This is a genomic window from Cribrihabitans neustonicus, assembly GCF_048820895.1.
Taxonomy (GTDB): domain Bacteria; phylum Pseudomonadota; class Alphaproteobacteria; order Rhodobacterales; family Rhodobacteraceae; genus Cribrihabitans_A; species Cribrihabitans_A neustonicus.
The window spans coordinates 140549-167390 of record NZ_JBMERQ010000005.1; the positions used below are offsets into that span (position 1 = coordinate 140549).

At 66.3% G+C, this 26842-nt stretch carries 22 protein-coding genes; 15 read left to right on the plus strand and 7 right to left on the minus strand.

All coding sequences use genetic code 11. From position 1 onward, the window contains the following. Positions 1 to 111 precede the first annotated feature (111 nt). On the minus strand, positions 112 to 588 hold the full coding sequence (locus ACOHWE_RS13165; protein ID WP_420666999.1) for an Lrp/AsnC family transcriptional regulator: 477 nt from the start codon (positions 586 to 588) through the stop codon (positions 112 to 114). Between the two features lie 231 nt (positions 589 to 819). Here ACOHWE_RS13165 and ACOHWE_RS13170 point away from each other — a divergent pair, with 231 nt between their 5' ends. Genes ACOHWE_RS13170 through ACOHWE_RS13180 form a run of 3 tightly spaced genes read left to right on the plus strand, consistent with a single transcriptional unit; the run spans position 820 to position 3892 of the window. After that, a complete protein-coding gene (locus ACOHWE_RS13170; RefSeq protein ID WP_420667001.1) occupies positions 820 to 2004 on the plus strand; it encodes a M24 family metallopeptidase in 1185 nt (394 codons plus the stop codon). Positions 2005 to 2007: 3 nt separating this feature from the next. Next, positions 2008 to 3165: an acetylornithine deacetylase gene (gene argE, locus ACOHWE_RS13175; RefSeq protein WP_420667003.1), complete on the plus strand. Its 1158-nt coding sequence runs from the start codon at positions 2008 to 2010 to the stop codon at positions 3163 to 3165. Between the two features lie 37 nt (positions 3166 to 3202). Beyond that, a complete protein-coding gene (locus tag ACOHWE_RS13180) occupies positions 3203 to 3892 on the plus strand; it encodes a GntR family transcriptional regulator (protein ID WP_420667005.1) in 690 nt (229 codons plus the stop codon). Positions 3893 to 3984: 92 nt separating this feature from the next. On the opposite strand, the gene ACOHWE_RS13185 is transcribed toward ACOHWE_RS13180, so the two are convergent. Beyond that, the gene (locus ACOHWE_RS13185) at positions 3985 to 5100 is read right to left on the minus strand and encodes a cystathionine gamma-lyase (protein WP_420667006.1); all 1116 of its coding nucleotides are present in this window, start codon (positions 5098 to 5100) and stop codon (positions 3985 to 3987) included. Positions 5101 to 5315: 215 nt separating this feature from the next. Between ACOHWE_RS13185 and ACOHWE_RS13190 the strand changes: the two genes are divergently transcribed. Both ACOHWE_RS13190 and ACOHWE_RS13195 read left to right on the plus strand, forming a co-directional pair. Next, entirely contained in the window at positions 5316 to 6599 is a 1284-nt protein-coding gene (locus tag ACOHWE_RS13190; protein ID WP_420667008.1) for an aminotransferase class V-fold PLP-dependent enzyme, read from the plus strand. Positions 6600 to 6738: 139 nt separating this feature from the next. Further along, positions 6739 to 9156, plus strand: coding sequence for a GcvT family protein (locus tag ACOHWE_RS13195; protein WP_420667009.1), 2418 nt, complete (start codon positions 6739 to 6741; stop codon positions 9154 to 9156). Between the two features lie 45 nt (positions 9157 to 9201). Here the strand turns inward: ACOHWE_RS13195 and ACOHWE_RS13200 are convergent, their stop codons facing one another. Next, entirely contained in the window at positions 9202 to 10089 is an 888-nt protein-coding gene (locus tag ACOHWE_RS13200) for a LysR substrate-binding domain-containing protein (RefSeq protein WP_420667011.1), read from the minus strand. A gap of 197 nt (positions 10090 to 10286) precedes the next feature. Between ACOHWE_RS13200 and ACOHWE_RS13205 the strand changes: the two genes are divergently transcribed. The 3 genes from ACOHWE_RS13205 (at position 10287) to ACOHWE_RS13215 (ending at position 14159) form a co-directional block, all read left to right on the plus strand. Next, positions 10287 to 11639: an MmgE/PrpD family protein gene (locus tag ACOHWE_RS13205; protein WP_420667012.1), complete on the plus strand. Its 1353-nt coding sequence runs from the start codon at positions 10287 to 10289 to the stop codon at positions 11637 to 11639. 164 nt (positions 11640 to 11803) lie between these two features. After that, positions 11804 to 12997 (plus strand): diaminopropionate ammonia-lyase, encoded by a 1194-nt coding sequence (locus ACOHWE_RS13210; protein ID WP_420667013.1) that lies wholly within the window; start codon positions 11804 to 11806, stop codon positions 12995 to 12997. Beyond that, entirely contained in the window at positions 12987 to 14159 is a 1173-nt protein-coding gene (locus ACOHWE_RS13215) for a M24 family metallopeptidase (protein ID WP_420667015.1), read from the plus strand. The genes ACOHWE_RS13210 and ACOHWE_RS13215 overlap by 11 nt, the downstream gene beginning before the upstream one ends. Positions 14160 to 14230: 71 nt before the next feature. On the opposite strand, the gene ACOHWE_RS13220 is transcribed toward ACOHWE_RS13215, so the two are convergent. The 4 genes from ACOHWE_RS13220 to minC all read right to left on the minus strand — a co-directional run bounded on the left by ACOHWE_RS13220 (position 14231) and on the right by minC (position 16536). Beyond that, positions 14231 to 14551, minus strand: coding sequence for a hypothetical protein (locus ACOHWE_RS13220; protein ID WP_420667017.1), 321 nt, complete (start codon positions 14549 to 14551; stop codon positions 14231 to 14233). Positions 14552 to 14699: 148 nt separating this feature from the next. Then, positions 14700 to 14951: a cell division topological specificity factor MinE gene (gene minE, locus ACOHWE_RS13225; RefSeq protein WP_420667019.1), complete on the minus strand. Its 252-nt coding sequence runs from the start codon at positions 14949 to 14951 to the stop codon at positions 14700 to 14702. Positions 14952 to 14953: 2 nt separating this feature from the next. Continuing rightward, positions 14954 to 15805, minus strand: a complete 852-nt coding sequence (gene minD, locus ACOHWE_RS13230; protein ID WP_475682157.1) for a septum site-determining protein MinD — start codon at positions 15803 to 15805, stop codon at positions 14954 to 14956. Then, complete coding sequence (gene minC / locus ACOHWE_RS13235; RefSeq protein WP_420667020.1) at positions 15802 to 16536, minus strand: septum site-determining protein MinC; 735 nt, start codon at positions 16534 to 16536, stop codon at positions 15802 to 15804. The genes minD and minC overlap by 4 nt, the downstream gene beginning before the upstream one ends. 269 nt (positions 16537 to 16805) lie before the next feature. Between minC and ACOHWE_RS13240 the strand changes: the two genes are divergently transcribed. The 7 genes from ACOHWE_RS13240 to ACOHWE_RS13270 all read left to right on the plus strand — a co-directional run bounded on the left by ACOHWE_RS13240 (position 16806) and on the right by ACOHWE_RS13270 (position 26839). After that, positions 16806 to 17360 carry a biliverdin-producing heme oxygenase gene (locus ACOHWE_RS13240; RefSeq protein ID WP_420667022.1) on the plus strand — a complete coding sequence of 185 codons (555 nt, stop codon included), beginning with the start codon at positions 16806 to 16808 and terminating at the stop codon, positions 17358 to 17360. Beyond that, positions 17357 to 19945: an HWE histidine kinase domain-containing protein gene (locus ACOHWE_RS13245; RefSeq protein WP_420667023.1), complete on the plus strand. Its 2589-nt coding sequence runs from the start codon at positions 17357 to 17359 to the stop codon at positions 19943 to 19945. The genes ACOHWE_RS13240 and ACOHWE_RS13245 overlap by 4 nt, the downstream gene beginning before the upstream one ends. A 373-nt stretch (positions 19946 to 20318) precedes the next feature. Further along, entirely contained in the window at positions 20319 to 22376 is a 2058-nt protein-coding gene (locus ACOHWE_RS13250; RefSeq protein ID WP_420667025.1) for a catalase, read from the plus strand. A gap of 126 nt (positions 22377 to 22502) precedes the next feature. Further along, positions 22503 to 23069 carry a type 1 glutamine amidotransferase domain-containing protein gene (locus ACOHWE_RS13255; RefSeq protein ID WP_420667027.1) on the plus strand — a complete coding sequence of 189 codons (567 nt, stop codon included), beginning with the start codon at positions 22503 to 22505 and terminating at the stop codon, positions 23067 to 23069. A 73-nt stretch (positions 23070 to 23142) separates the two neighbouring features. After that, positions 23143 to 23670, plus strand: a complete 528-nt coding sequence (locus ACOHWE_RS13260; protein ID WP_420667028.1) for a 2Fe-2S iron-sulfur cluster-binding protein — start codon at positions 23143 to 23145, stop codon at positions 23668 to 23670. Further along, positions 23667 to 24650 (plus strand): FAD binding domain-containing protein, encoded by a 984-nt coding sequence (locus ACOHWE_RS13265; RefSeq protein ID WP_420667029.1) that lies wholly within the window; start codon positions 23667 to 23669, stop codon positions 24648 to 24650. Before ACOHWE_RS13260 ends, ACOHWE_RS13265 begins: the two co-directional genes overlap by 4 nt. Beyond that, positions 24647 to 26839, plus strand: a complete 2193-nt coding sequence (locus ACOHWE_RS13270; protein ID WP_420667030.1) for a xanthine dehydrogenase family protein molybdopterin-binding subunit — start codon at positions 24647 to 24649, stop codon at positions 26837 to 26839. Before ACOHWE_RS13265 ends, ACOHWE_RS13270 begins: the two co-directional genes overlap by 4 nt. The last annotated feature ends 3 nt before the right edge of the window (positions 26840 to 26842 follow it).

Below are 26842 nucleotides of genomic sequence, written 5' to 3' on the forward strand. Positions count from 1 at the left end.
CTCCAGCTTGTCCCCTGCGAGTGTGGCAGGCTGGAACAGAGAGTGTGACTGAAGTGACCCGGCCCCGGCAGAGGAATCCTCTGCCATCCCTGCCCGCGGCAGCAGGAAAACCTACCCTTGCAGGAGCAGGTCCAGCGGAGGCGGGGCCTGGCCCTTCACCGGCTTGGTCACCACATAGGTGAAATAGCGCGCGAGGCCGATGCGGGCGTCCAGCATCTCGTCGATCAGCCGCTGGTAGGCGTCGATGTCGCGGGTGACGATCTGCAACAGGTAGTCGAAACCGCCGCCAAGCGCCCAGCAGGCCACCACCTCCTCATACCGCTGCATCGCGGCCTCAAACCCGCGGAAGCTGGCGGCGGTGTGATCGGTCAGCTCGGCCGCGACGAAGACGGTGACATGCGGCGCGAGCTTGCGCAGGTCGATGCGGGCGCCGTAGCCCTCGATCAGCCCGGCCTGCTCCAGCTTCTTCAGGCGGTCCCAGCAGGGCGTCGGGGACAGACCGATACGCTCTGCCAGGGCGGATTTGGTGATCCGCCCCTCGCGGGAGAGCACCCGCAGTATCTGGATATCCCGGTCATCCAGCCGCATGGCCGCACAGTCGGTGCTATTCCGGGCGGCGTCAACCGCTCCTCGCAACCGCCGGATACGGCACCTGTACACAACAATTATCAGTGCCCTGCGTGATTCAGCCAAAAACCGGCATTCCAGGGTCGGAATTGCACAATACAGGCGTGTCCAATCCGCGGCAGGATGGAATCAGGGCCCGCATCAGGCCACTTGTGTACAAATTCTGCCATCTACCGGCCCCTTGAGGTTTCCATGCCCATCGAACACGCACCCTTCAGCCAGGCGGAATACGACCGCCGCATCGCCAAGACCCGCCACGCCATGCAGGCCGCCGGGATCGAGGTCCTGTTTGTCACCGACCCGTCGAACCAGGCCTGGCTGACCGGCTATGACGGCTGGTCTTTCTATGTGCATCAGGGCGTCATCCTGGGAATGGAGGGTGCGCCGCTGTGGTGGGGCCGTCTGATGGACGCGAATGGCGCGCTGCGCACCGTCTGGATGGACGACGACCGGGTGCTGGGCTATGCCGACCATTTCGTGCAGTCCACCAGCCACCACCCGATGCAGGATTTGGCACGCAGGCTCGAGGAGATGGGATACGGCAGCGCCCGCATCGGTGTCGAGATGGACAATTACTACTACTCGGCCAAGGCGCACGCGGTGCTCTGCGCGCATCTTCCCAACGCGGTGATGGCGGATGCCACCGCGCTGGTGAACTGGCAGCGCGCGGTGAAATCGCCGGAGGAACTGTGCTTCATCCGCAAGGCGGCCCGAATCTCGGAGAAGATCGTGCAGCTTGCGCTCGACAAGGCGGAACCTGGCGTGCGCAAGAACGAGCTGGTGGCCGACATCAGCCATGCCGCGCTGACCGGCGTTGCCGGCGACTGGGGCGATTACCCGGCGATCGTGCCGCTCACGCCCTCGGGGCTCGATGCCACCGCGCCGCATCTCACCTGGAACGGCGACCGGATGAAGGCGGGCGAGGTCACGTTTTTTGAGCTGTCGGGCTGCTACCGCCGCTACCACGCGCCGCTCTGCCGCTCGGTCTTCCTGGGCCAGCCGCCGCAATCCATGCTGGACGCAAGTGCGGCACTGAACGCGGGGCTTGCGGCGGGCTTGAAGGCCGCGCGTGCCGGCAACCGCGCCTGCGACATCGCCAATGCGCTCAACGCCGAGCTGGAAAAGGCCGGGATTGAGCGCAAAGGCCGCTGCGGCTACCCGGTCGGCCTCAGCTACCCGCCGGACTGGGGCGAGCGCACGATCTCGCTGCGCTCGACCGACGAGACCGTGCTGCAGCCCGGCATGACTTTCCACTTCATGCCCGGACTCTGGCGCGACAATTGGGGGCTGGAGACTACGGAGACCATCCTGATCACCGAAACCGGCCCGGCCGAGGCGCTTTGCAATGTGGACCGCGGCCTCCTGGTGAAGAGGTAGGCGATGACCCTTCTGGAAGAGACCAAGACGCTCCTGGGCGAGCTGATCGCCTTCCCCACCGTCTCGACGGACAGCAATCTGGGGCTGATCCGGCACCTTGCAGAAAAGCTCGGCGCCGCCGGGGCGAAAGTGGAGATCGGGCAGGACGCAACCGGCGCCAAGGCCAATCTCTTTGCCACCATCGGCCCGGTGCGGGACGGCGGCATCGTGCTGTCGGGCCACACTGACGTGGTGCCGGTCACGGATCAGGACTGGACCACCGATCCCTTCGTGATGGCCGAGCGAGACGGGCGACTGTATGGCCGTGGCGCCTGCGACATGAAGGGGTTCATCGCCGCCGCCGTCGCGATGGCGCCGCGGTTTGCCGCCGCCCGCCCGCAGCGCCCGCTGCATTTCGCCTTCACCTATGACGAGGAAACCGGCTGCCTCGGCGCGCAGGCACTGGCCGCGGAACTCAAGCGCAAGGGGCTGAAACCTGCGGTCGCGATCATCGGCGAGCCGACTTCTATGCAGATCATCGAGGGCCACAAGGGCTGCTGCGAATACACCACCCGATTCACCGGGCTGGAAGGTCACGGCAGCGCCCCGGAGCGGGGGGTGAACGCGGTGGAATATGCCGCGCGCTACGTGGTGAAACTCCTTGAGCTGAAAGAGGCGCTGAAAGTCCGCGCGCCCGAGAAAAGCCGCTTCGACCCGCCCTGGACCACCATAAACACCGGGTCCCTGAACGGCGGCACGGTCCACAACGTGATCCCCGGCAAGGCCCGGGTGGAGTGGGAGATGCGTCCCGTCCAAGCCTCGGACTCGGGTTTCGTGAAGGACCGCTTGGACGGCTACTGCGCCGCCGAACTGCTGCCCGCGATGCAGGCCGTTCACCCAAGCGCCAGCATCGAAACGGAGGTAATTGGAGAGGTCGCGGGGCTGGAACCCATGGCGGAAAGCGAAGCCCGCGGCCTGATGGCTGAACTGACCGGCGCCAACGCTGCCGATGTCGTCCCCTTCGGCACCGAGGCGGGGATCTTCCAGGAACTGGGCATCAGCACCGTGGTCTGCGGGCCGGGCTCCATCGCGCAGGCGCATAAACCCGACGAATACATCAGCATCAGCCAGCTCGAGCAGTGCTTGGCCATGCTGGAACGTCTGGTGCCCAAGCTAACGTGATGCGATACATCCGCCGATCCCGCCACAGGACCGCCGCATGAGCCGCCCCGCGCCACACACCGCTCCGGAGACCGCCGACCTTACCGCCCGCGACCGGTTCGAGCGGATGCATGACGAGATCCGCAGCCGCATCTGCCTGCTGGACTACGCCCCCGGTGCGCGGCTGTCTGAAACTGAGCTGGCCGCGGAATTCGGCGTCTCGCGCACGCCGCTGCGGCGGGTGCTGGTGCGGCTGGAGTGCGAGGGGCTGTTGCGCTCGGTCCAGGGCGTCGGCACCTTCGTCACAGACGTGGACATTGCCGCGCTTGCCCAGACCTACAGCCTGCGGCTGGAGCTGGCGGAGCTGACCGGCCGCCTCTCCCCTGCACCGCCGGGTGCCGCCCTGCTGGAGGACTTCCGCGCCTTCACCGAAGCCGCCGCTGCGCTCGCAGCCGATCCCGATCCGCGCGGCTATGCCCGGCTCAACATGGAATTCTTCCTCGCGCTCCTGCGGCTCACGGACAATATGCCTCTGCGCGAAACCTGCGAGCGGCTTTACTTCCAGACCGCCCGGATCTGCCTGCAATCGGTGTTCTCTTCGGTCATCGACCTGACCGAGGAAACCCGCATCTTTCATCGCGAAACCGAAGACATCCTCGCCGCGCTGAAGATCGGCGACATGGCCGCGGCCGCCGCGATCCAGAAAGCCCATATCGCGATGAGCTTCACGCGGATGACTTCAGGATAGACGCGCGCCGGGGGGCCGCCCGCGGCAAACCAAGCGTATCAGGTGGACGTGTTACTACTCGGGCTCAACAACAGCCGGCCTGCACGCGCATCCTAAATGGCCGCGGCATCCAGGGCGGCGGAGATTGCGGACCAGAGTTCCTCCACCGGCTCGATCCCGACCGAAAGGCGCACAAAGCCCGGCGCCACGTCATCACCCCAGCGCGCGCGGCGCTCGGCCGAGGTATGCACCCCGCCGAAGGAGGTCGCCGGACGGATCATCGGGCAGCCGTTGATGAAGGCCTCGGCCCGCTCCTTGCTGTCGAGGGTCAGGCCGATCAGGAAGCCGAAACGCGTCATCTGCGTCCGTGCCAGCGCGTGCGAGGGGTCTTGCGGCAGACCCGGATAGCGCAGCGCGGTCAGCGCCGGATGACCCAAGAGCCGCTCCGCCAGTAGTTCGGCGGAGGTGCACATGCGGCCGAAGCGTACCTCCAGCGTCTCAAGACCGCGGTGCAGCAGCCAGGCCTCTTGCGGTCCAGGGATGCCGCCAGCAAAGACGCGCCACTCCCGCGCCGCTTCCAGCACTTCAGCGTTGCGCGTGGCCAGGTGTCCCATCAGCGCGTCGGAATGCCCGCCCGGCGCCTTGGTGTCGGAGGCCACCACCACATCCGCGCCATGCTCCAGCGGCCGCTGGCCCAAGGGTGTCATCGTGGTGTTGTCGACGATCAGCAGCCCGCCGCCCGCATGCGTGGCGTCCGCGATCTCCGCCAGCGGGCAGAGGTCGAGTCCGGGATTGGAGGGGGTTTCGGCAAAGACAACGTCGTATTGCGCAAGCCCGCCCGCGGCGAACTCCAGCGTCGGGCGCTGATCGACATGGACGCCCAGGTTCTGCAGGAAACGCTCGCACAGCCGCCGGGTGACGTAGTAGCCGTCCGAGGGGATCAGCACCCGCGATCCCGCCTTGACGGTAGCAAACAGCGAGGCCGAAATCGCCGCCATGCCGGACGGAAAGGCCAGCGCCGGGGCTTGCTCCAGGTTGCCCAGCACCTGCTCAAGATGCTCCCAGGTGGCGTTATTCACACGGCCGTAGCCGGGCCCGCCATCGGGGTCGCCGGGCAGGTGGTACATGCTGCTTTGGGTGACCGGCAGCGCCACCGGATCGCCCTTGGAGAGCGCATTGCCGCGCAGGTGCAGCATGGCACCCGGCCGGTAGTTGGAGCGGTCTTGCATGGGCCGGACCCTTTCTGATTATCCCTGTTGTGAAAGCACATAACAGATGCTGCGGCGGCAGGAAATCGTCACGGTGCGGGGCGGTCAAGCCCGCGTGGCGCGCTGTGCGCAGTGCACGCGGATGACCCCGAAAACAGTGCACTTTTCAAATGCGTTATGCATTCACACCCCCTACCCTGCCCCCGAACGGACAACAGCCGCCGCAAAGGACTCCCATGCCACAGATCACTGCACCGCTTCTGGAGACCATCCGGGACAAGTTCGCCCATGTCAGCCACTGCCCCGAACAGGGACCGCGCATCTTCTTCGAAAACGCCGGCGGCGCGCTGACGCTGAAATCGGTGGTGGAGACCTCGGCCCGCTGCGCCGCGCTCCCGGACAACCAGGGCCGCGCCAACCCCGGCAGCCGCGCGCTGGAGGCGGTGATCCGCAAGGCAAAGGATGACATGGCGGTGATGATGAACGCTCCAGGCGGGCAGTTCTTCGCGGGCGAAAGCGGCACCGAGCTGCTGTTCCGGCTGATCATGAACGCCTGCCTTGCCAGCGCCCGCGGCGGGCAGGTTCTGGGCACGACGCTGGAGCACCCGGCCACCCGCTCCGCCGCCGCCCGCTGGGCCGGGATCGCCGGGCAGCGCCATGTGCTGCTGCCGCATGACGGCGCCACGGGGACCGTCGCGGCCGAAGCCTATGCGTGCGCTGTCACGCCGGACACGGTGGTGGCGACCATCGTGCATACCTCGCCGGTCACCGGAATGGGGGTGAACGTTGCTGCCTGCGCCGCGGCGATCCGCGCGGTGGCGCCGGAGTGCTTCATCATCATCGATGGCATCCAGCACGCCGCACATGGGCTTATCGACCTCGCTGCCTATGACGCCGATGGCTATGTGATCTCGCCCTACAAGATGTTCTCGCGGCACGGCTACGGACTCGCCTGGATCTCGGACCGGCTGTCCCGGGTGCCGCACAACGCCCTGGAGGGCGGCCCCGAAGACAACTGGGAAATGGGCACCCGCGACACCGGCAGCTATGCGACGCTATCGGATGTGGCCGCCTATCTGGAATGGCTGGGCGGCGCGGTCAGCGGTGCCACGGACCGCCGTGCCCGCTTCAAGGCCGCGGGGGAGGCAATCCATGCGCAGGAAAAGGCGCTGACCGATGCGATGATCTTTGGCACCGGCAATCTGCCGGGTCTAGCGGACATGGAGGCCGTCACCATCATCGGCGGCGCGGACAACCCCGCGCGCGAGGGGCTGGTGGCGCTGACCGTGGAGAACGTGGCCTCGGCCGAGGTGGTGGAGCGGCTGAACGCGGCGGGCATCCGCACCCATCTGCGCAAGGCGGATCACTATTCCGGCAACATCCTCACGCCACTGGGGCTGGACACTTGCGTGCGGGTCTCGATGTGCCACTACAACAGCATCGGTGAAGTAGCGCATTTCCTGAGCGTAATGCAGGAAATTGCCGGGCCGAAACCTGAAATGCAGGACACCGCAGGCTGACATAACAAAACCTGGGCCAAAGGGTGCGATTTCTTCGCGGGTCACCCTGTCCGCCCGGCCCTAGGGTCGCCTTGAATTAAGCGCGGCGCCCGAAAGTGGCGGGAGCCCGCCCCCCCGTCGCAGGCAAGGAAGACGACCCATGAAGACCCATGCTCAGGCAGTAGTGATCGGCGGCGGCCTGGTTGGCTGCTCCATCCTGTACCACCTCGCCAAGCTCGGCTGGCGCGATGTGGTGCTGCTCGAACGCGACGAGCTGACCTCCGGCTCCACCTGGCATGCGGCCGCCAATATCCACGGGCTGCACGACAACAACAACATCACCCGCATCCAGCACTACACGATGAACCTCTACAAGCAGCTGGAGCAGGAGACCGGCCAAGGCTGCGGCGTGTTCCAGCCCGGCTCGCTGTATCTTGCCAAGACCGAAGAGCGCGAGCACCAGCTGCGCTTGCAGGAAGCGAAGGCGAAATACTACGGGCTGAACTTCTACGAGGTGAGCCGCGAGCAGGCCAAGGAGCTGCATCCGCTCGCGCAGTTCGACGACATCCGCTGCATCATGTTCGAGCCCGAAGGCGGCAACGTCGACCCCTCCGGCGTGACCATGGCCTATGCCGCGGGGGCGCGGGCGCTCGGGGCAGAAATCGAACGTTTTTGCCCCGTCACCGGAACCGAACAGCAGCCCGACGGCAGCTGGATCGTGCGCACAGCCAAGGGCGACATCCGCACCCAATGGGTGGTGAATGCCGGCGGGCTCTGGGGCCGGGAGGTGGCGGCGCTGGCGGGGCTCACGCTGCCCTTGCAGCCGACTGAGCACCAGTATTTCGTCACTGAAAGCATCCCCGCGGTGGCGCAGCTCGGCCGCCGCCTGCCCTCGATCGCTGACCGGGACGGCGAATACTACTTCCGCCAGGAGGGCAACGGGTTCCTGATCGGCGCTTACGAAAAAGACATGCGCTTCTGGGCCGAGGACGGCACGCCGCTGGACTTCGCCCACGACCTGTTCCCGGACGATCTGGACCGGATCATGGAGAACGTGATCCGCGCCACCGAACGCGTGCCCTGCGCGGAGACCGCGGGCGTCAAGCGCGTGATCAACGGCCCGATGATCTGGTCGCCGGATTCGAACGCGATCTGGGGCCCGGTGCCGGAGCTGAAAAACTACTTCTGCTGCACCGGCATTATCCCTGGTTTCTCGCAATCCGGCGGGCTCGGGCTCCTCGCAGCGCAATGGATGATCGAGGGGGAGCCGCAATACGACATGTTCGCCTGGGATCTCGCCCGCTTCGGCGATTGGGCCGGCAAGGCCTTCACCAAGGCCCGCGTCGAGGATCAGTACGCGCATCGCTTCGCCATCCATTTCCCGAACGAGGAGCGCAGCGCCGGGCGGCCGGCACGCGTGCGCCCGGCCTATGAGCTGCAAAAGGAAATGGGCGCGGTCTTTGGCCTCAATTGCGGCTGGGAGCACCCGTTGTGGTTCTCCGGCACCCCCGGCACCCAGGACACCAACAGCTTCACCCGGCAGAACTGGTGGGAGCCGGTGGGTCGCGAGGCGAAGATGCTGCGCGAGAGGGTGGGCGTGATCGACATCTCGAATTTTGCCAACTACGTGGTCAATGGCGCAGGCGCGCAGAAGTGGCTGGACCAGCTGGCCGCCAACCGCGTGCCGGACGAAGTCGGGCGCTCCTGCCTGACGCCGCTGATCTCGGTCCGCGGTGGCGTGGCGGGCGATTTCACCATCACCAAGGTCGCAGATGACGAATACATGATGATCGGCTCTGGCCTGGCCGAACGCTACCACCAGCGGTTCTTCAACATGGTGGAACTGCCGGAAGGCACCACGTTTGAGGTCGCCACCAACCGCATCGCGGGCTTCAACGTGGCCGGTCCGAAATCGCGCGATATGCTGCAGCGGATGACCAACGCGGATCTATCGAACGAGGGTTTCCGCTTCATGCGCTCGCGCGTCATCGACGTGGCGGGGGTGGAATGTCTGGCAATCCGCGTCTCCTTCACCGGTGATCTGGGCTGGGAGCTGCACTGCGCCGAAGTGGATCAGGTCAAGCTCTACTCCGCCCTGCTGTCCGCTGCCGCAGAATTCGGCGGCGGCCCGGTTGGCGGGCGGGCGCTGGGGTCCTTGCGGATCGAGAAGGGCTATGGCTCCTGGGGCCGCGAGTACAGCCAGGAATACTGGCCGCAGGAGGTGGGGCTCGCGGGGCTCATCAAGCTGGACAAGGAATTCCTCAACAAGGAGGCCTATTTGAAAGTCAAGGACAACGCCGCGCGCGAGGTTCTGACGGTCTTCGAAATCGAGGCTGCGCATGATGCCGATGCCTCGGGCGGCGAGCCTGTCTTCACCCCGGAGGGCAAACCGGTGGGCCGGGTCACCTCAGGTGCCTACGGCTATTCTGTCGGCAAGTCGCTGGCGCTGGGATATGCCAACCCGGCGGTGGCAGGCCCGGGCGATGCGGTCGAGGTCTACGTCCTGGGAAAGCCGCACAAGGCGCGGATTTTGGAGGCACCTGCGTTTGATCCCAAAGGCGCGCGCCTGCGGGGCTGATTGCGAGGCGGGCAGCCCCGCAGCAGGCTGCCCGTCCACCGGGGCCTAAAGCTGCATCTGCGCCGCGGCCGCGAGAAGCCACGCCTTGAAATGCTTCACCGACGGCGACACAGGCTTTTCCCGGAAGGAGGCGAAATAGGCCCAGGGGCAGTCGAGGTCGAAGGCGAACGGCTCCACCAGCCGGCCCTTTTGCAGGAAAGGCTGCACCAGCGACTTCGGCACCACGACACAGCCCAGACCGTTCACCGCCAGCTCCAGCGCCATGTTGGAGGAATTGGTGCGCATCCCGCCCTGCAGGTTCAGCCCCTCCAGCCCGAAATGCTCCGCGATCGTCTCCCAATAGACTGGCCGCCCCAGAATGTGGATCAGCCGGGCCCGGAACAGCTGCGCAGGAGCGGTGAGGGGGGCGCCCTCCACCAGGAAATCCGGCGCGCAGACCAGCGCCAGCTTCTCCTCCCACAGCTTGACGGCGCTGCCGTCGACGTCGTTTTGGTGGCTGATGGTTATCGACACATCTGAAACATTGGTGTCGACATCGGTCCAGATCGTGCTGTGCAGCGTCAATTCGATATCGGGATGCGCCTGGGTAAAGCCCTCGATTACCCCAATAAGCCACTTCTCGGCCAGGCTGACCGGGCAGGAGATCACCACCTCGCGCTTGTGGGTTTGCGCGACCAGCAGCCGTGTCGCGGCGTCGATCTCCTGCAGCGCGTGGCGGACCGACGGCAGATAGGCCTCGCCCACATCCGTCAGCGACAGAGAGCGCGGATGGCGGACGAAGAGCGGCCGGCCGATGAATTCTTCCAGGCTGCGCACGTGGTTTGAAACCGCCGACTGGGTGCAGTTCAACTCATCTGCCGCGGTGGTGAAGCTCAGATGCCGCGCCGCTGCCTCGAAGGAGCGCAGAAAGGTGAGATGGGGCAAGTTTTTCATGGGTTTGTCCGCTCAGGCTCCAGCGGCAGTCTTCCACGGCCCGCGCAGAGGCGCAATTGCAAAGCAGTGTCCGGAACCACAGGCGGCCGCCGGCGGGGCGCGCGAAATTTCCGGCGTCTGAGACCCCGGTGAATTCATGCCTGCATCCCCTCTCCTGCCGCTAGCATGAGAGGTAACCTGTTCTGCCGGGGCCCGCCATGACCGAGACTTTCAACCGTGTTGCCGACTTCATCCTCAAGCTTGCGCCCGGCGACCTTCCCGGCGGCACGCGGGAGGCGGCGGCGCTTATGTTCCTCGACACACTGGGTGTCGCCATCGGTGCCGCGCCGATGCAGGCAGGCCGCATTGCCCGTGGCACCGCCGCCGCGCTATACGGCAGCAGCAGCCCCTCCCACAGTGCCCGGATGCTGCTTGACGGGCGCCGGGTGAGCGTGGCGGGCGCCGCCTTTGCCGCCGCCGCCGCAACCGACAATCTGGACGCCCATGACGGCTATGCCCCCAGCAAGGGCCATATCGGCGTCGTGATCATCCCCGCCATCGCGGCTCTGGCGGAGACGGTCAGGGATCTCTCCGGCCCCGAAGCGCTCACCCTCACCACCATCGGCTACGAGATTGCAGGCCGCGCCGGGCTGGCGCTGCACGCGAACGTGAGCGACTACCACACTTCCGGCGCCTGGAATGCGCTTGGTGTGGCGGCGGTTGCTGCCCGGATGCGGCGGCTGTCCCGCGCGCAGCTACGCGAGGCGCTGGGGATTGCCGAGTATCACGGGCCGCGCAGCCAGATGATGCGCGAGATTGCCAATCCCACCATGCTGCACGACGGTTCCGCCTGGGGCGCCCTCGCGGGAATCTCGGCGGCGGTGCTGGCCGAAGGCGGCTTTACCGGCGCCCCTGCCATCACCGTCGAGGCCCCCGAAGCGGCGGCTCACTGGGATGACCTCGGCAAATTCTGGCAGGTGCAGCATCAGTACGTGAAGCCCTATCCGATCTGCCGCTGGGCTCATGCCCCAATCGACGCCCTGCGCGGATTGATGCGGAAGCACCGCTTTGGCCCCGAACAAATTGAAAACATCCATATCAGAACTTTCCGCGAAAGCGCTTGCCTGTATGCAGGCCTGCCCGAAACCACCAGCCAAGCGCAGTATTCACTGGCATTTGCTGTGGCGGTCATGGGTGTGCATGGGCGCATTGGCGTGGAGCATATCACCGGCGCGGGGCTTCACGATCCGCAGGCCGCCGCGCTGCACAGCCGCATCACCGTCTCCGAGGCACCCCGCCATTCCGCCCGTTTCCCGGCCTGCCGCGTAGCTGACGTGGAAGTCACGCTCACCAGCGGTGCGGTGCTGCGCTCGGGCGATGTGCATGCCCGCGGCGGCCCGGAATCGCCGATGCCCCGCGACGAGATCACCGGCAAATTCATGGAATTTGCCGTACCCGTTGTCGGAGAGCCGCGCTCGGAGTTGATCCGTGAGGCGGTGCTGGGCTTCACCCGGGAGGGCTCGCGCTTTTCGCAGCTGGCAGAGTTGTTGTACGCGGCACCCGGCGGCTGACAGCGTTCGGATTTCAGACCGTTTGGCGTGAAACGCGAGGGATATTTTCGGGAAATTCCCGAGTTTTGACGCCAGTCGTTCCCGCAATCGCTTACCCTGGGCGTAGTAGTACTGGACACGGACCGCTTCGGCCCGCGTCCGAAACGCCTCAGACAGGAGAGACGATGCCCCGCCTGCTTCCCGCCGCCCGCCCGGACCATTTCGCAGCCAGCCGCAGCCAGGGCGACGCCGCCTTCCGGGTGCTGAGCCCCGGCCACTTCGCAGATGCCTGGGCGGAGATCACCAGCTGGGAGGGCTACGCGCCGACGCCGATGCTATCTTTGCCGGCCCTCGCGCAGACCGCGGGCGTGGGCGCGATCTATTACAAGGACGAGGGCCCGCGCTTTGGCCTCGGCAGCTTCAAGGCGCTTGGCGGGGCCTATGCCGCCCTGCGCGTTCTGCAGCGCGAGATTTCCAGGCGCCGCGGCCGGCCGGTGGCTTTGGAAGAGATTCGCGGCGGCCAATTGCGCGCCGATTGCGCGGGCATCACGCTGGTCTCCGCCACCGATGGCAACCACGGCCGTTCGCTCGCCTGGGGCTGCCAGCGCTTCGGCGCGCCCTGCCGGATCTACATCCATGCCGAGGTGAGCCAGGGCCGGGCGCGCGCGATGCGCGATCTCGGCGCCGAAGTGATCCGCATCGACGGCGACTACGACGCCTCCGTGCGGCTGGCTAAGGCAGAGGCGGAGGAGAACGGATGGTTCGTGGTCTCCGACACCTCCTGGCCCGGCTACAGCGCCCCGCCCCGTGACGTCATGGCGGGCTATGGGGTGATGGTGCGGGAGGTCTGCGAAGCCCTGGATCAGCCGCCTACCCACGTGTTCCTGCAGGGCGGCGTCGGCGGGCTCGCCGCCGGGGTGGCCGCGGCGCTGCGCCAGCACTGGCCGGACCGCGCCCCCCGCGTTGTGATCGTGGAGCCGGACCGCGCTGCATGCCTGATCGAAAGCGCGCGCCGGGGCAGCGCGACCGCAGTGGAAATCGCCGAAGAGACCGTGATGGCGGGCCTGTCCTGCGGCGAGCCTTCCGGGCTGGCCTGGGAGATCCTGGCCGAGGAGGCCTCGGACTTTCTCACGATTCCCGACACCCTGGTCGCCCCGTCCGTGCGCCTGATGGCGCGGCCCTTGGGGGATGATCCGGCAGTGGAGGCGGGTGAGAGCGCGATTGCGGGGCTTGCCGGGCTGCTGGCAGCGCGGCAGCACGCGGATCTTTCGGCAGCGCTGGGTTTGGATGCAGGTGCGCGGGTGCTGCTGATCGGCTCCGAAGGGGTGACCGACGCGGAGATCTTTGCCCGCATCATGGAGGGCAAGGATGCCGCCTGAACCCCCTGCCCGCGGCTTTGCCGAAAGCGAATACGCGGCCCGCACCCGCAAGGCGCAAGCGCTGATGGCGCAGCAGGATCTCGCGGGGCTCCTCCTGATGAGCGAGCCGGAGGTGCGTTATTTCACCGGCTTTCACACGCTGTTCTGGCAAAGCCCGACCCGGCCGTGGTTCGTTTTCCTCCCGCCTGAGGGCAAGCCCGTCGCGGTGATCCCGGAGATTGGCGCTGAACTGATGCGGCAGACCTGGGTGGAGGACATCCGCACGTGGAGCGCGCCAGCGCCGGAGGACGACGGGCTGAGCCTGCTAAGCGAGCTGCTGGCGCCGCTGGCGCGGGCGGGCTCGCGCCTGGGCATCCTGAAGGGGCACGAGACTACGCTGCGGATGCCGCTCGGCGACTGGGAGCGGCTGCGCGCCCGCCTGCCGGGGCTGCAGCTGGCGGATGCCACCCGGCTGGTGCAGCGGCTCCGCATGGTGAAATCGCCTGCCGAGATCGCAAAGCTTTCCCATATCTGCCGGATCGGCTCGGAGACTTTTGCCCGGGTGCCCGAGTTCGCCGCCGAGGGCCAGCCGCTGGAGGAGACCTTCCGCGCCTTCCGCCGGGCGGCGCTGGCCCTGGGCGCGGACGACGTGCCCTATCTGGTCGGCGGCGCCGGGCCGGGCGGCTATGGCGGGGTGATCGCACCACCCTCGCGCCGCCCGCTGCAGCAGGGCGACGTTCTGATGTTCGACACCGGTGCCGCGTGGGACGGCTACCTCTGCGATTTCGACCGCAACTTCGCCATCGGCCGCGCGGATGACGCCGCCTGCCGTGCCTATGATGTGCTGTGGCGCGCGACCGAAGCGGGGCTGGCCGCGGCGCGGCCGGGGCAAAGCTGCGCCGGGCTTTTTCATGCAATGCAAGCGGTTATTTCCGAAGGTCACGGTGATGGCGGCGGCATCGGGCGGCTCGGGCACGGGCTGGGCATGCAACTTACCGAGCAGCCCTCGCTGGCGCCTTTCGACGACACCATCCTGCAGGAGAACATGGTGCTGACGCTGGAACCCTCGCTGGGCTTTGGCGAGGGACACGTGATGGCGCATGAGGAGAATATCGTAATCCGGGCCGACGGCGCGGAGCTTCTGAGCCGCCGCGCGCCGCCGGAGCTGCCGGTGATCGGGTAGAGACTTCCGCGCAAAGGGCCAGCGCCGCAGCCGCGCCGGGATTTCGGTGCAACTTTGCGATGCGGCGGGAGCTAAAGGTCGGCGCCGCGCTTCTCCATCATAAGCCGCAGCCGGGCGCGGGTTTCCTCGGCCTTGCGCTTGCGGAGCCGCTCCCGCGCGACGTTCATCTTGATCATCGCCACGGCCAGGCGCTGCAGCGCGCGGTCGCGCCGGTCATAGAGGCTGCGGATGCGGGAGCCGGGGTTGCCGATGCTCCAATAGCCGCGGCCGCGGATGCCGGGTACTAGCACTTCTGCTGCCCTGAGCCCGGCCCGCCATTCGGAATCGGCTTCCTGGTAAATGGCGCTGGCCCGTATCAGCATGGTGCGGCGCTTGCGAAGGTAGGGATGCATGGTGGTGCCTCCGGAACTGCTGAGCCCCGCGCGGGACTCATGCTCCAAAGGTAGCGCCCGCCCCGCCCGCCGGTCAACGGCGGCTGGCGCGGCGCTTCGGCAGCGGCAATCCGCCGCCGCAACCCGGAAGGATCGCCGCGGGGGTGCCTCAGCGCCCGCCCGGCAGCTCGATATTGATCTCCAGGCTCGACAGGTCGTCGCGCCGCTCCATCCGGATGTCCACGGCGTCCTTGTCGATTTCCATGTGGCGCCGGATCACTTCCAGGATGTCGCGCTGCAGCTGCGGCAGGCAGTCCCGGCTGGCGTTGCCGTTGCGCTCATGCGCGAGCAGGATCTGCAGCCGCTCCTTGGCGGTGTTTGCCGACTTGGCCTTCCGCGGTTTCAGAGAAAAGCCGAACATCTTCATGCCGTCCGCCCGAACAGGCGCTGCAGGAAGCCCGGCCGCCGGTGCGCGCCGACGCGGATTTCGATTTCCTCGCCAGTGAGCCGGGCAACCGCGTCGTCGTAGGCCGAGGCCGCGTCCGAGGGCTGCTCGTCCAGCACCACCGGCACCCCCATGTTGGAAGCGCGCAGGATCGCGGTGCTTTCGGGGATGATGCCGAGCAGCGGCACCGCCAGGATCTCCAGCACGTCCTCGACCGTCATCATCTCGCCGCGCTCGATGCGGGACTGGTCGTGGCGGGTGAGCAGCACCTGGGCCTTGACCGGGGCCTGGCCCTCGCTTTCGGCACGCTGGGTCTTGCTGTTCAGCAAACCCAGCACCCGGTCGCTGTCGCGCACCGATGAGACCTCGGGGTTGGTCACCACGACTGCCTCGTCGGCGTAATACATCGCCAGATGGGCGCCGCGCTCGATGCCGGCGGGGCTGTCACAGATGATGTAGTCGAACTCCTCGCGCAGCTCGTCCAGCACCTGCTTCACGCCTTCCTTGGTCAGCGCGTCCTTGTCGCGGGTCTGCGAGGTCGGCAGCACCGACAGGTTGTCGAGCCGCTTGTCCTTGATCAGCGCCTGCTTCAGCTTGGCGTCGCCCTGGATCACGTTGATGAAGTCGAACACCACGCGGCGCTCGCAGCCCATGATCATGTCCAGGTTGCGCAGGCCGACGTCGAAGTCGATCACAACCGTCTTGTGGCCGCGTTTGGCAAGTCCGGCGCTGATCGCCGCGGCCGAGGTCGTCTTGCCGACGCCGCCCTTGCCCGAGGTTACAACGATGATCTTGCCCAATGGCCGCTCCTGTTTCATTTGCCCCGTCATCCCAGTGTCTCCACACACAGCCGGCCGTCTTCCAGATATGCCTGCACAGCGCGGCCGCGGATTTCCGCGCCCAGATGCTCGCTGGTCCGGTAGAGGCCGGCAACCGCCAGCAGTTCGGCATCAAGATTCTGGCAGAAGATGCGCGCCGACTCGTCGCCGTGCGCGCCTGCCATCGCCCGGCCGCGCAGGCGGCCATACACGTGGATGCTGCCACGCGCAATCAGCTCCGCGCCGGAGCTCACCGGGCCGATCACGGTAAGATCGCCGCCCTCGGCAATCACCGTCTGCCCCGAGCGCACCGGCGCGGTGATCAGCTTGTTCTGCGGCGGCTGCAATTTCTTCGGCAGCTGCGGCTTTTCCCGTCCCGAAGGCAGCGGGCTATCCTTGCCGCCAGAAACGGTGATGAGCCCGGCCGCCTGCGCCGCTTCGGTCTGCTCGCTGGTGGCATTCTGCACCCCGAAGACCGACAGGTTGCGCGCGCGCAGGTGGCTGGTCAGTTCAGCGAGATCCGACCCGCCGGTCAGCCCGGCGGTATGTTCGAGATCAAGAACCATCGGCGCGTTGGCATAGAAATGCGGCAGCTTTTGCAGTTGCTGGTCCAGCGATGCAAAAAACGCATCGTCCTGCGGGCCGTCCGCCAGACGCAATGCGATTGCCGTCAGAAACCGTCCGCGGATCTGGAACCTGGCGGCCGTGGCTTCGGCGCCGTTTTTGCTGTCCTGGTCCGGCATAGGTGCCAGATGCTCCTGCTCGTCGTTTGCCGCGGCGTTTCCCGCGCTTTTTCTCCTCCCTAGAGCCTATTGGCAGCGAGGTCCAGAGCGGCTGCCGCTACGGCAGCGGATCGGCGGGGATACGCCGCTGCAGAATCAGGCCGCCGCGGCGCCGGAGGGGCCGGCAGATGGCAGAAACGGGTTGCGGATCATTTAAAAACAGCAGACCGTTGGCCGGTTCGGCCTATATTCTTTTGACACGTGCACTCTTCCCGGAAGGTAACCTCTGAATGACACTGCGAACGGCGCTGCGCTGCGGCACCAAAGGCGAGCACGAGGCGCTGGACCGGCTGGTATCGCGCTGGGACCTGAGCAGCCGGGGCGGCTACCGGAATTTTCTGCGCATGCAGGCGGCGGCACTGCTGCCCCTGGAGGCCTGGCTGGAGGACCGCGGCGCGGCGGCGCTGCCGCCCGATTGGCCCGCGCGGCGGCGCTCGCAGGCGCTGCGCGCCGATCTTGCCGCGCTGGCGCTGCCCGAACCCGATCCCGCCGCCTTCGCGATCGCGCCCTGCCGCGGCACAGTGGCCGGGGTGCTCTATGTGCTGGAAGGTTCGCGGCTTGGCGGACGGCTTTTGCACCGTATGGTTGAAACTGCGCCGGAAAGCATGCCAAAGTCATTTCTTGAGCACGGTAACGGCCAGCCGCTTTGGCAAGGGTTCCTCAGCTGGCTGGAGGCGCAGAACCTTCCCGGCGAAGAGCATCCGAAAGCCATCTCTGCGGCGCGCAGCGTGTTCAGCCTCTACCAGGCTAAGGCCGCCTCCCTGCTCAAGGAGCCATCGCTATGACCGATCTGCCCCCCGCCGCTTCTTCGGCCGCTGAAGACAGCGGCGCGCGGGAACTGGACCTGACCACCTGCGACCGGGAGCCAATTCACCAGTTGAACCGGGTCCAGCCCTTCGGATGCCTGATCGCGGTAACGCACGACTGGATCGTCTCGCAAGCCTCGCAGAACCTTGAACACTTTGCAGGAATAAGCGCCGCAGAGGCGGTTGGCGAACCGCTCGCCGCGCTTCTGGAGAACCGCTCACTACACGACATCCGCAACCGTCTGCAATTCCTGCGCGGCGGCGAGGGCAGCGAGCGGGTTCGGAACATCGTCTTCCGCCACAGCGACGCCGGCTATGGCGCGACGGTCCATATGTCCGGACAGTACATTGTCCTGGAGTTCGAGCCTTCAGTCCCGGCCAGCGAATACGAAGACGACATCTCCACTGTCCGTTCGATCCTGGCGCGGCTCTCCGAAAGCGAGGATGTAGGGAAGTTTTGCAGGGAATCAGCCAAATTCCTGCAGCTCCTCACCGGGCTGGACCGGGTGATGGTCTACCGCTTCCTGCCGGACGGCTCGGGCGAGGTCTTTGCCGAGGCCAAAAAGCCCGCGCTGGAACCTTTCCTCAACCTGCGCTATCCGGCATCCGACATTCCCAAGCAGGCGCGGGAACTTTACCTGCGCAACCCGATCCGGATCATCGCGGACTCCTCCGAGCGCGGTGTGGAAATCTATCCGGCCCAAAGCCCGGACGGTGGCCTGCTGGATCTGTCCCAGAGCGTCCTGCGCAGTGTCTCGCCCGTGCACCTGGAGTACCTCGCCAACATGGGGGTGGCCGGATCGATGTCGATTTCGATTATCGTCAACGGCAAGCTCTGGGGTTTGTTTGCCTGCCACCACGGCGAAACCATCCGGCTGTCGGCTTCGAAAAAAGGGGCGGCCGAGCTGTTCGGCCAGATGTTCTCGCTCTTGCTCAGCGCCAAGCTGACGGAGCAGGAGACCCGCACCTCGAACGAGGTGCGCAAGCTGACCGATGCTTTCACCGCCTCGATGAACATGCAGAACACGCCGCTGGAAGAACTGCTGCCGATGCTGCGCGAGGTGAGCCAGTTCCTGGCCGCCGATGGCTTTGGCGTGGTGCTGAACGGCAGCACCCACATCGAAGGCTCGGGACCGGGCGAGGCGGAATTCGCCCAAATGGTGAAATTCCTGAACCGGGCATCCGCAAACAAGGTTTATTCCACCCACAAGTTGGGCGGCGCAATGCCGGGCGCGGCGGATTTCGCGGCGGATGCCGCGGGAATTCTGGCGATCCCGATCTCGCGCTCACCGCGCGACTACATTGTGTTCTTCCGCCGCGAAGTGGTGAAATCCGTCTCCTGGGCGGGCAACCCGGATAAGCCCGTGACGCCGCAGAACGGCACCCCTCGCCTGTCGCCGCGCAAGAGCTTTGAGGCGTGGCGCACGATGGTCGAGGGCGAGTGCGAATACTGGAGCGCCGCGGACCTCGCCACGGCAGCCCAGCTGCGCATGACGCTATTGGAAATCGTGCTGCGGCTCACCGGCGAGGCCGAAAAGCACCGCGCCGCCTCGGAAGAGCGGCAGGAACTGCTGATTGCCGAACTGAACCACCGGGTGCGCAACATCCTGGGGCTGGTCTCGGGGCTGATTTCGCAGACCAAATCGAAATCCCATTCCGCCGCGGATTTCGTCGCGGTGCTGGACAGCCGGGTGCAGGCGCTGGCCCGCGCGCATGACCAGATTACCCGCCAGAACTGGTCCGCTGCCCCGCTGTTTGACATGGTGCGGACCGAGCTGGAAAGCTATGGGGGCAGCCAGCCGGGCCGGGTCGTCTTTGACGGCGACGATTGCCTGCTCGAGCCCGCAGCCTATTCCGCGGCAGCGCTGGTGGTGCACGAGCTTGCGACCAATGCCGCCAAATACGGCGCGCTGTCGTCGCAGGGCGGGCGGGTCACCCTCGGCGCACGGAAACTGCCTGATGGCAGCCTGTCGCTCACCTGGCAGGAGCGCGGCGGCCCGCCGGTAAAAGCCCCGAGCCGGCGGGGCTTTGGCACCACCATTGTCGAGCGGCTGATCCCGCATGAATTGCGCGGCACCGCCGACGTACGTTACCGGCTGGGCGGGCTGGAGGCTGAGTTTCAGCTGCCCGCCAGCTACGTGCAACCGGCGCCGCCGGACACCCTCGCGGCACTCACACCTTCCAAGACACCGGTGGAGTCCGGCTGGTGCCCGGGTTCGGTGCTGATCGTGGAGGACAACCTGGTGATCGGTATGGGGGCGGAGGCAATTTTCGAAGGCATCGGCGCCGAGGATATCGACTTGGTCTCCAGCCTTGCTGAGGCCGAGGCGGCGCTGGCCGCGAAGCTTTATGACTTCGTGTTCCTCGACATCAATCTTGGGGACACGACAACCCTTGGCCTGGCTCAGGACCTTTACGACAGCGGGCGCAAGTTTGCCTTTGCCAGCGGTTACAGCGACCGCCTGGACACACCTGGCCCGCTGGCGCAGGTGCCGCGGGTCAGCAAGCCCTACGGCAAGGATTCCGTCCTGCTGGCGCTGGCGGCGGTTGCACCCGCTGGCTGACCGGCCCGGCGCCGCCGCCGCTTTTGCAGGCGGGCCTCACGGCCGGCCCAGCCGCCTGTTCCTCCCGCGCGCGGAGACGCGGCGGCTTTCCAGTTGGAAACCTTGATCCTATCCGGGGCTGGATCCTGGCCACGTGAAAACCCTGCCATTCGGGCGGGTTTTCGCGCGAAGGCCGGTGCACATCGGGGTGCGCGGAACCAATCCTGACCTGCCGCGTTGGACCAGCAACGCATTGCGTAACGCCGGCCCGACGCATCGCAGAATGCAGGACCGCCCGTTTACTTTGGACGCATGACTTTCCAGCCTGCTCCAGCCGCCTCCTGAGGCAGGCCGGAAGCGGGTGCCCGGCATATGGCAGCGAAAGGTAACTTCAATGACAGACCCAGAAACCGGCAAGGGTGGCGAGCCGCATCAGCAGATGAGCTCCAAGCAGCGGACCATGACAACGGCGCAGGGCGCGCCGCTTTCGGACGATCAGAACTCCCTCAAGGCAGGCCCGCGGGGCCCGGTGCTGCTCGAAGACCAGGCGATGCGGGAGAAGATCTTCCACTTCGACCACGAGCGCATCCCCGAGCGCGTGGTGCATGCCCGCGGCTATGGTGTGCACGGCGAATTCGAACTGACCGACCCGATCCCTGATCTCAGCTGCGCCGACATCTTCCAGCGCAAGGGCGAAAAGACGCCGGTGTTCACCCGGTTCTCCACCGTCGCGGGCAGCAAGGGTTCGCCGGACGTGGCCCGCGACGTGCGCGGCTTTGCGGTGAAATTCTACACTCAGGAAGGCAACTGGGACCTGGTGGGCAACAACATCCCCGTCTTCTTCATCCAGGACGCGATCAAGTTCCCCGACCTGATCCACTCGGTGAAACCCGCCCCCGACCGCGGCTTCCCGCAGGCGCAAAGCGCGCATGACAACTTCTGGGATTTCATCTCGCTGACGCCCGAAACCGTGCACATGAGCCTCTGGACCATGTCCGACCGCGCCATCCCGCGCTCCTTCCGTTTCATGGAGGGCTTCGGCGTCCATACCTTCCGGCTGATCAACGCCGAGGGTAAATCGCACTACGTGAAGTTCCACTGGAAGCCGAAACAGGGCCTGCAATCGGTGGTCTGGAACGAGGCGCTGAAGATCAACGGCGCCGACCCGGACTTCCACCGCCGCGACATGTGGGACGCGATCGACGCCGGCGATTTTCCGCAGTGGGATCTGGGCATCCAGGTCTTTGACGACGATTTTGCGGACAAGTTCGAATTCGACATCCTCGACGCAACCAAAATCATTCCCGAAGAGCAGATTCCGGTGCGCATCATCGGCACGATGACGCTGAACAACAACGTCCACAATTTCTTTGCCGAAACCGAGCAGGTGGCCTTCTGCACCCAGAACATCGTGCCGGGCATCGACTTCACCAACGACCCGCTGCTGCAGGGGCGTAATTTCTCCTATCTCGATACCCAGACCAAGCGGCTGGGCGGGCCGAACTTCACTCATATCCCAATCAACGCGCCGCGCTGTCCGGTGCATCACTTCCAGCAGGACGGGCATATGGCGATGTACAACCCCAGGGGCCGGGCCAATTACGAGCCCAACAGCTGGGGCGACGAAGGCGGCGCGCGTGAGAACCCGCATATGGGCTTTGCGAGCTATCCGGAGCAGACCGAGGGCACCAAGCAGCGGGTGCGCTCGGAAACCTTTGCCGACCATTACAGCCAGGCAAGGCAGTTCTGGATCAGCCAGACTTCAGTGGAGCAGGACCACATTGCCGCAGCCTTCACCTTCGAGCTGTCGAAGTGCGAGCGCGAGGACATCCGCCTGCGGATGCTGAGCCACCTGATCAACGTGCACGAGGATCTGGCCTCCAAGGTGGCCGAGGGGCTGGGCGTCTCGGAAATGCCGGACGCCGCGGAACCCGCGCGCGCGCCGCTCACCGACCTGCCGCCTTCGGACGCGCTTAGTATCGTTAAGAACGGTCCGGACAGCTTCAAGGGCCGCAAGCTGGGGCTCTACCTGAGCGACGGCGCCGATGCCGAGCTGGTCAAAAAAATCGAGGACGCGTTTACCAAGGAAGGCGCGATGGTTGCAGTGGTTTCGCCGCATATCTTCGGCGTGACCCTCTCCGACGGCAGCATCCGCGCCGGTGACGAGAAGATCGACGGCGGGCCCTCGGTGGTCTTCGACGCGGTGGCGCTGGTGTTCGGAGAGGACGCGGGCAAGGACCTGGCGGAGAACAAGCCATCGATCGACTTCGTGAACGACGCCTTTGCCCATTGCAAGTTCATCGGCTGGACCGAAGCCGCCAAACCGCTTCTGAAAGCCGCAGGACTGGCGGACAGCATGGACGGCGGCATGGCCGATCTTAGCAGCGGGGATATGGACGGCTTTCTCAAGAGCTGCCGCTCACTGCGCTACTGGGACCGGGAGGCCTCCTGACGGGCGGGGCCCAGCCCTCTCCTCTCACCCCACCCGGTGCCACCCTGCCCTGCCTCCCGGCGGGAAGGCTCCAACCGCCCCGGTGCACGGGGCGGAACAGGAAACCACAAATGGAAAGGACGACACATGCCCGGCATGAGCAATGCGAACATCCTCATCATGGCCACCAATGGTTTCGAGCAATCCGAACTTTTCGTGCCGCTGGAAAGGTTGAAGGAGGCCGGTGCCACGGTCCACATCGCCACCCCGGACGGAGGGCCGATCAAAGGCTGGGATAAGGACAATTGGGGCAAGTCCGCCAAAGCCGACCTGAAAACCTCGGACGTGAAGGTCGACGACTACATCGCGCTGGTGCTGCCCGGCGGCCAGATCAACCCCGATATCCTGCGCACCGACAAGGACGCGGTGGAAACCATCCGCAAGTTCGTGACCGGCGGCAGAATCGTGGCGGCGATCTGCCACGCGCCCTGGCTCCTGATCGAGGCGGACGTGGTGAAGGGACGGGAGATGACCTCCTACCACTCGATCCGCACCGACCTGAAGAATGCCGGTGCCAATGTGGTCGACAAGGAAGTGGCGATCGACAACGGCATCATTACCTCGCGCAACCCGGACGATCTGGAGGCGTTCTGCAGCAAGATCATCGAGGAAGTCCGCGAAGGCGAGCACGCACGCGACGGCCTGCACCGCTGAGCCCTAGGAATAGCCCGGCCCCGGACCGAACAAGTCCGGGGCGTTTCTTCTTGCCCGAGAGAAAGCCCGTCCGATGACCCTCACCACCACTCTCACGATCAACGGCGCCGAACACACACTCGACGCCGATCCGCGCACCACGCTGCTGGATGCGCTGCGCCACCACCTGAAGCTGACCGGCACCAAGAAGGGCTGCGACCACGGCCAATGCGGCGCCTGTACGGTGATCGTGAACGGTCGGCGGATCAACTCCTGCCTGACGCTGGCCTGCATGCATGACGGCGACGAGATCACCACGATTGAGGGGCTGGGTTCGCCCGGCGGCATGTCGGCGCTGCAGGAGGCCTTCGTCCGCCACGACGGCTTCCAGTGCGGCTATTGCACCGCCGGTCAGATCTGCTCCGCCACCGCGATGCTGGAGGAGGCGGCGGAGGGCTGGCCATCGCATGTGTCGGACAGTCTGACGGGGGACGTGGCGCTTGATTCCGAAGAAATTTCGGAACGGATGAGCGGCAACCTCTGCCGCTGCTCGGCCTATCCCGGCATCGTCAGCGCCATCCTGGAGGCGGCGGAGAATACTTCGGGGGGAGAGACGTCATGAAAGCCTTCGGCTACACCCGCGCGGCCTCCCCGGCGGAGGCCGCGGACCGCGCTAGTAAAGGAGCCACGGTGATTGCCGGCGGCACCAACCTGCTCGACCTGATGAAGCTGGAGGTGATGACACCCCACGAACTGGTCGATATCACCCGGCTCGACCTCGGCGGGATCGAGGAAACCGGCGAAGGGGGCTTCCGCATCGGCGCGCTGGTCACCAACAGCGACCTCGCGGCCCATCCCACGGTGCGGCGCGATTACGAGGTGCTGTCACGCGCGCTGCTGGCCGGCGCCTCGGGGCAGCTGCGCAACAAGGCGACCACCGGCGGCAACCTCCTGCAGCGCACCCGCTGCCCGTATTTCTATGACACTGCGATGCCCTGCAACAAGCGCACGCCCGGCTCCGGCTGCCAGGCCAAGGACGGCTTCAACCGCATCCTCGCGATCCTCGGCACCTCGGAGCACTGTATCGCGACCCACCCTTCGGACATGGCGGTGGCGATGATGGCGCTTGGGGCGGAGGTCGAGGTGGAGGCCGCGGGCGGCGGGCGCAGGACAGTGCCGCTCGATGACTTCTACTGCCTGCCCGGCGACACGCCGGACGTGGAAACCGTGCTGGACCCAGGCGATTTGATCACCGCGGTGCTGCTGCCGCCGCCGCCCGGCGGCCGCCACATCTACCGCAAGGTTCGCGACCGGGCGTCTTATGCCTTTGCGTTGGTCTCGGTTGCCGGGGTGGCCGTGATGGAGGGCGGCCGCATCAGCAGCATCGCCCTTGCCTTCGGCGGCATTGCCCCGAAGCCCTGGCGCAATCCGCAAGTGGAGCACCTGCTTACCGGCGAAGCTCCTTCGGACGATCTGTTCCACAAGGCCGCGGATACGCTGCTGTCCGGCGCCAGGGGCTTCGGCGCTAACGATTTTAAGATCCCCCTCACCCGCCGCACGCTGATTGCCGTGCTGCGCGGCCTTACGGAGGTGCCGTCATGACCGAACATCTCAAGATGGACAAGGCGCAGCCCGATGTGCTCGACGGCATGGCGCAAGGCACGCTAGGCACCCCGGCGCCCCGCCGCGAAGGCCCGCTGAAGGTCTGCGGCCAGGCGCCCTACGCGGCCGAATTCGGCGATGGAACCGAGGCCACCGGCGTCTTGGTGCGCGCCACCATCGCCAAGGGCCGCGTCACCGCGATGGACAAGCAGGCGGTCCTGCAGCTGCCCGGTGTGCTCACGGTGATCGACCACGCACGCCTGTTGCGCAACCCGGCCCAGGGCACCGCCAACGAGGCTCCGGCGCAGGGCCCGGACGAGGTGGCCTATTTCGGCCAGCCGATTGCGCTGGTGGTGGCCGAGACCTTCGAGCAGGCCCGGCACGCCGCGCAGGTTCTCCCGGTAAGCTATGAATCCGGGGACGCCGCCATCGACGCGGAGACGGCCCCGGCGGAGCGCCCGGACGACAAGCAGATGAGCCAGGGCGATATCGAACAGGCGATGCGGGAGGCCGCCCACAGCGTCGATGCCACCTACACAACGCCCGCCCAGAACAGCGCCGCGATGGAGCCGCATGCCTCCCTCGCCCGCTGGGACGGCGGCAAGCTGACACTGCATGGCGCCTACCAGATGCTGAAGTACAACCGCAACGAACTGGCCGACTCGCTGGGGATCGATCCCGAAGACGTACGCATCCTCAGCCCCTATGTCGGCGGCGGCTTCGGCTCCAAGCTGGGCATCGCGCCGGAGGCGGTGGCGGCAGCTCTGGCGGCAAAGGAACTGGATCGCCCGGTGCGCGTGGTGATGACCCGGACGCAAGTCTTCGAGGCGACGATGCGCCGGAGCGAAACCCGCCAGCGCATCCGCCTGGCCGCCGATGGCGAGGGGCGGCTCACCGCTGTCGGCCAGGACAGCTGGGTCTCCAACCTGCCTGGCGAAAGCTTCAGCGAGCCCACGGATCTCGCGACCCATTTCCTCTATGCGGGCCAGAACCGCAGTTACAACTACGTCCTGCGCCGCCGCAACCTCACCTGCGGGGGCTCGATGCGGGCGCCGGGCGAGGCGGTCGGTATGTTGGCCCTCGAAAGCGCGATGGACGAGCTCGCCCATGCCGCGGAGATCGACCCGGTGGAGCTGCGCCTGCGCAACATCCCCGAGCGCCATCCGGAGGAAGACATCCCCTACTCCGCCCGCCGCTTCGCCGATTGCCTGCGCGAAGGGGCCGAACGCTTCGGATGGGACCAGCGCAACCCGGAACCGGGCAAGACGCGCGAGGGCGAATGGCTGATCGGCCACGGCATGGCGGCAGCGGCGCGCGGCAACATCCTCGGCGGATCCAAAGCCCGCGTGGTACTGCACCGGGACGCGACCGCCACGGTGGAAACCGACATGACCGACATCGGCACCGGCACCTACACCGTGCTGGGCCAGATCGCGGCCGAGATGCTGGGCCTGCCGCTGGAGGCGGTGACGGTGAAGCTCGGCGACAGCAGCCTGCCGCCCTCCGCGGGGTCCGGCGGCTCCTGGGGCGCGGGCTCCTCCGGCTCCTCGGTGTTCCTGGCCTGCCGCAAGCTGCGCGAGGAACTGGCCGCGGCGATGGGCGCCGACGCAGACAGCCTCACCCTGAAGGACGGCTTGGCGACCGCCGGAAACACCCAGAAGAAGCTGGGGGAAATCCTCTCCGCGGATCTGGAGGCCATCGGCCATATCGAACCGGGCGAGACCAGCGACGCGGTGCAGCAGGCGGGCTTCGGAGCGCATTTTGCCGAGGTGGCGGTGAACGCGGTGACCGGCGAGACCCGGCTGCGGCGGATGCTCGGCGTGTTTGCCGCGGGACGTATCCTCAACGAGCAGACCGCGCGCTCGCAGTGCAGCGGCGGCATGATCTTCGGGATCGGCGCTGCGCTGACCGAGGAACTGGTGCACGACCACCGGGACGGTCATGTGGTGAACCACAATCTGGCGGAGTACCACGTGCCGGTGAACCTGGATGTACCGCAACTTGAGGTTGATTTCCTTGAAGAGCGGGACCCTTATGCCAATCCTTTGCAGGCCAAGGGCGTGGGCGAATTGGGTATTTCCGGCGCCGGGGCGGCGATTACCAATGCGATCTTCAACGCAACCGGAGTGAGGGTACGGGACTATCCCGCGACGCTCGACAAGGTGCTGGGGGGCCTGCTGGAGATGTAACCG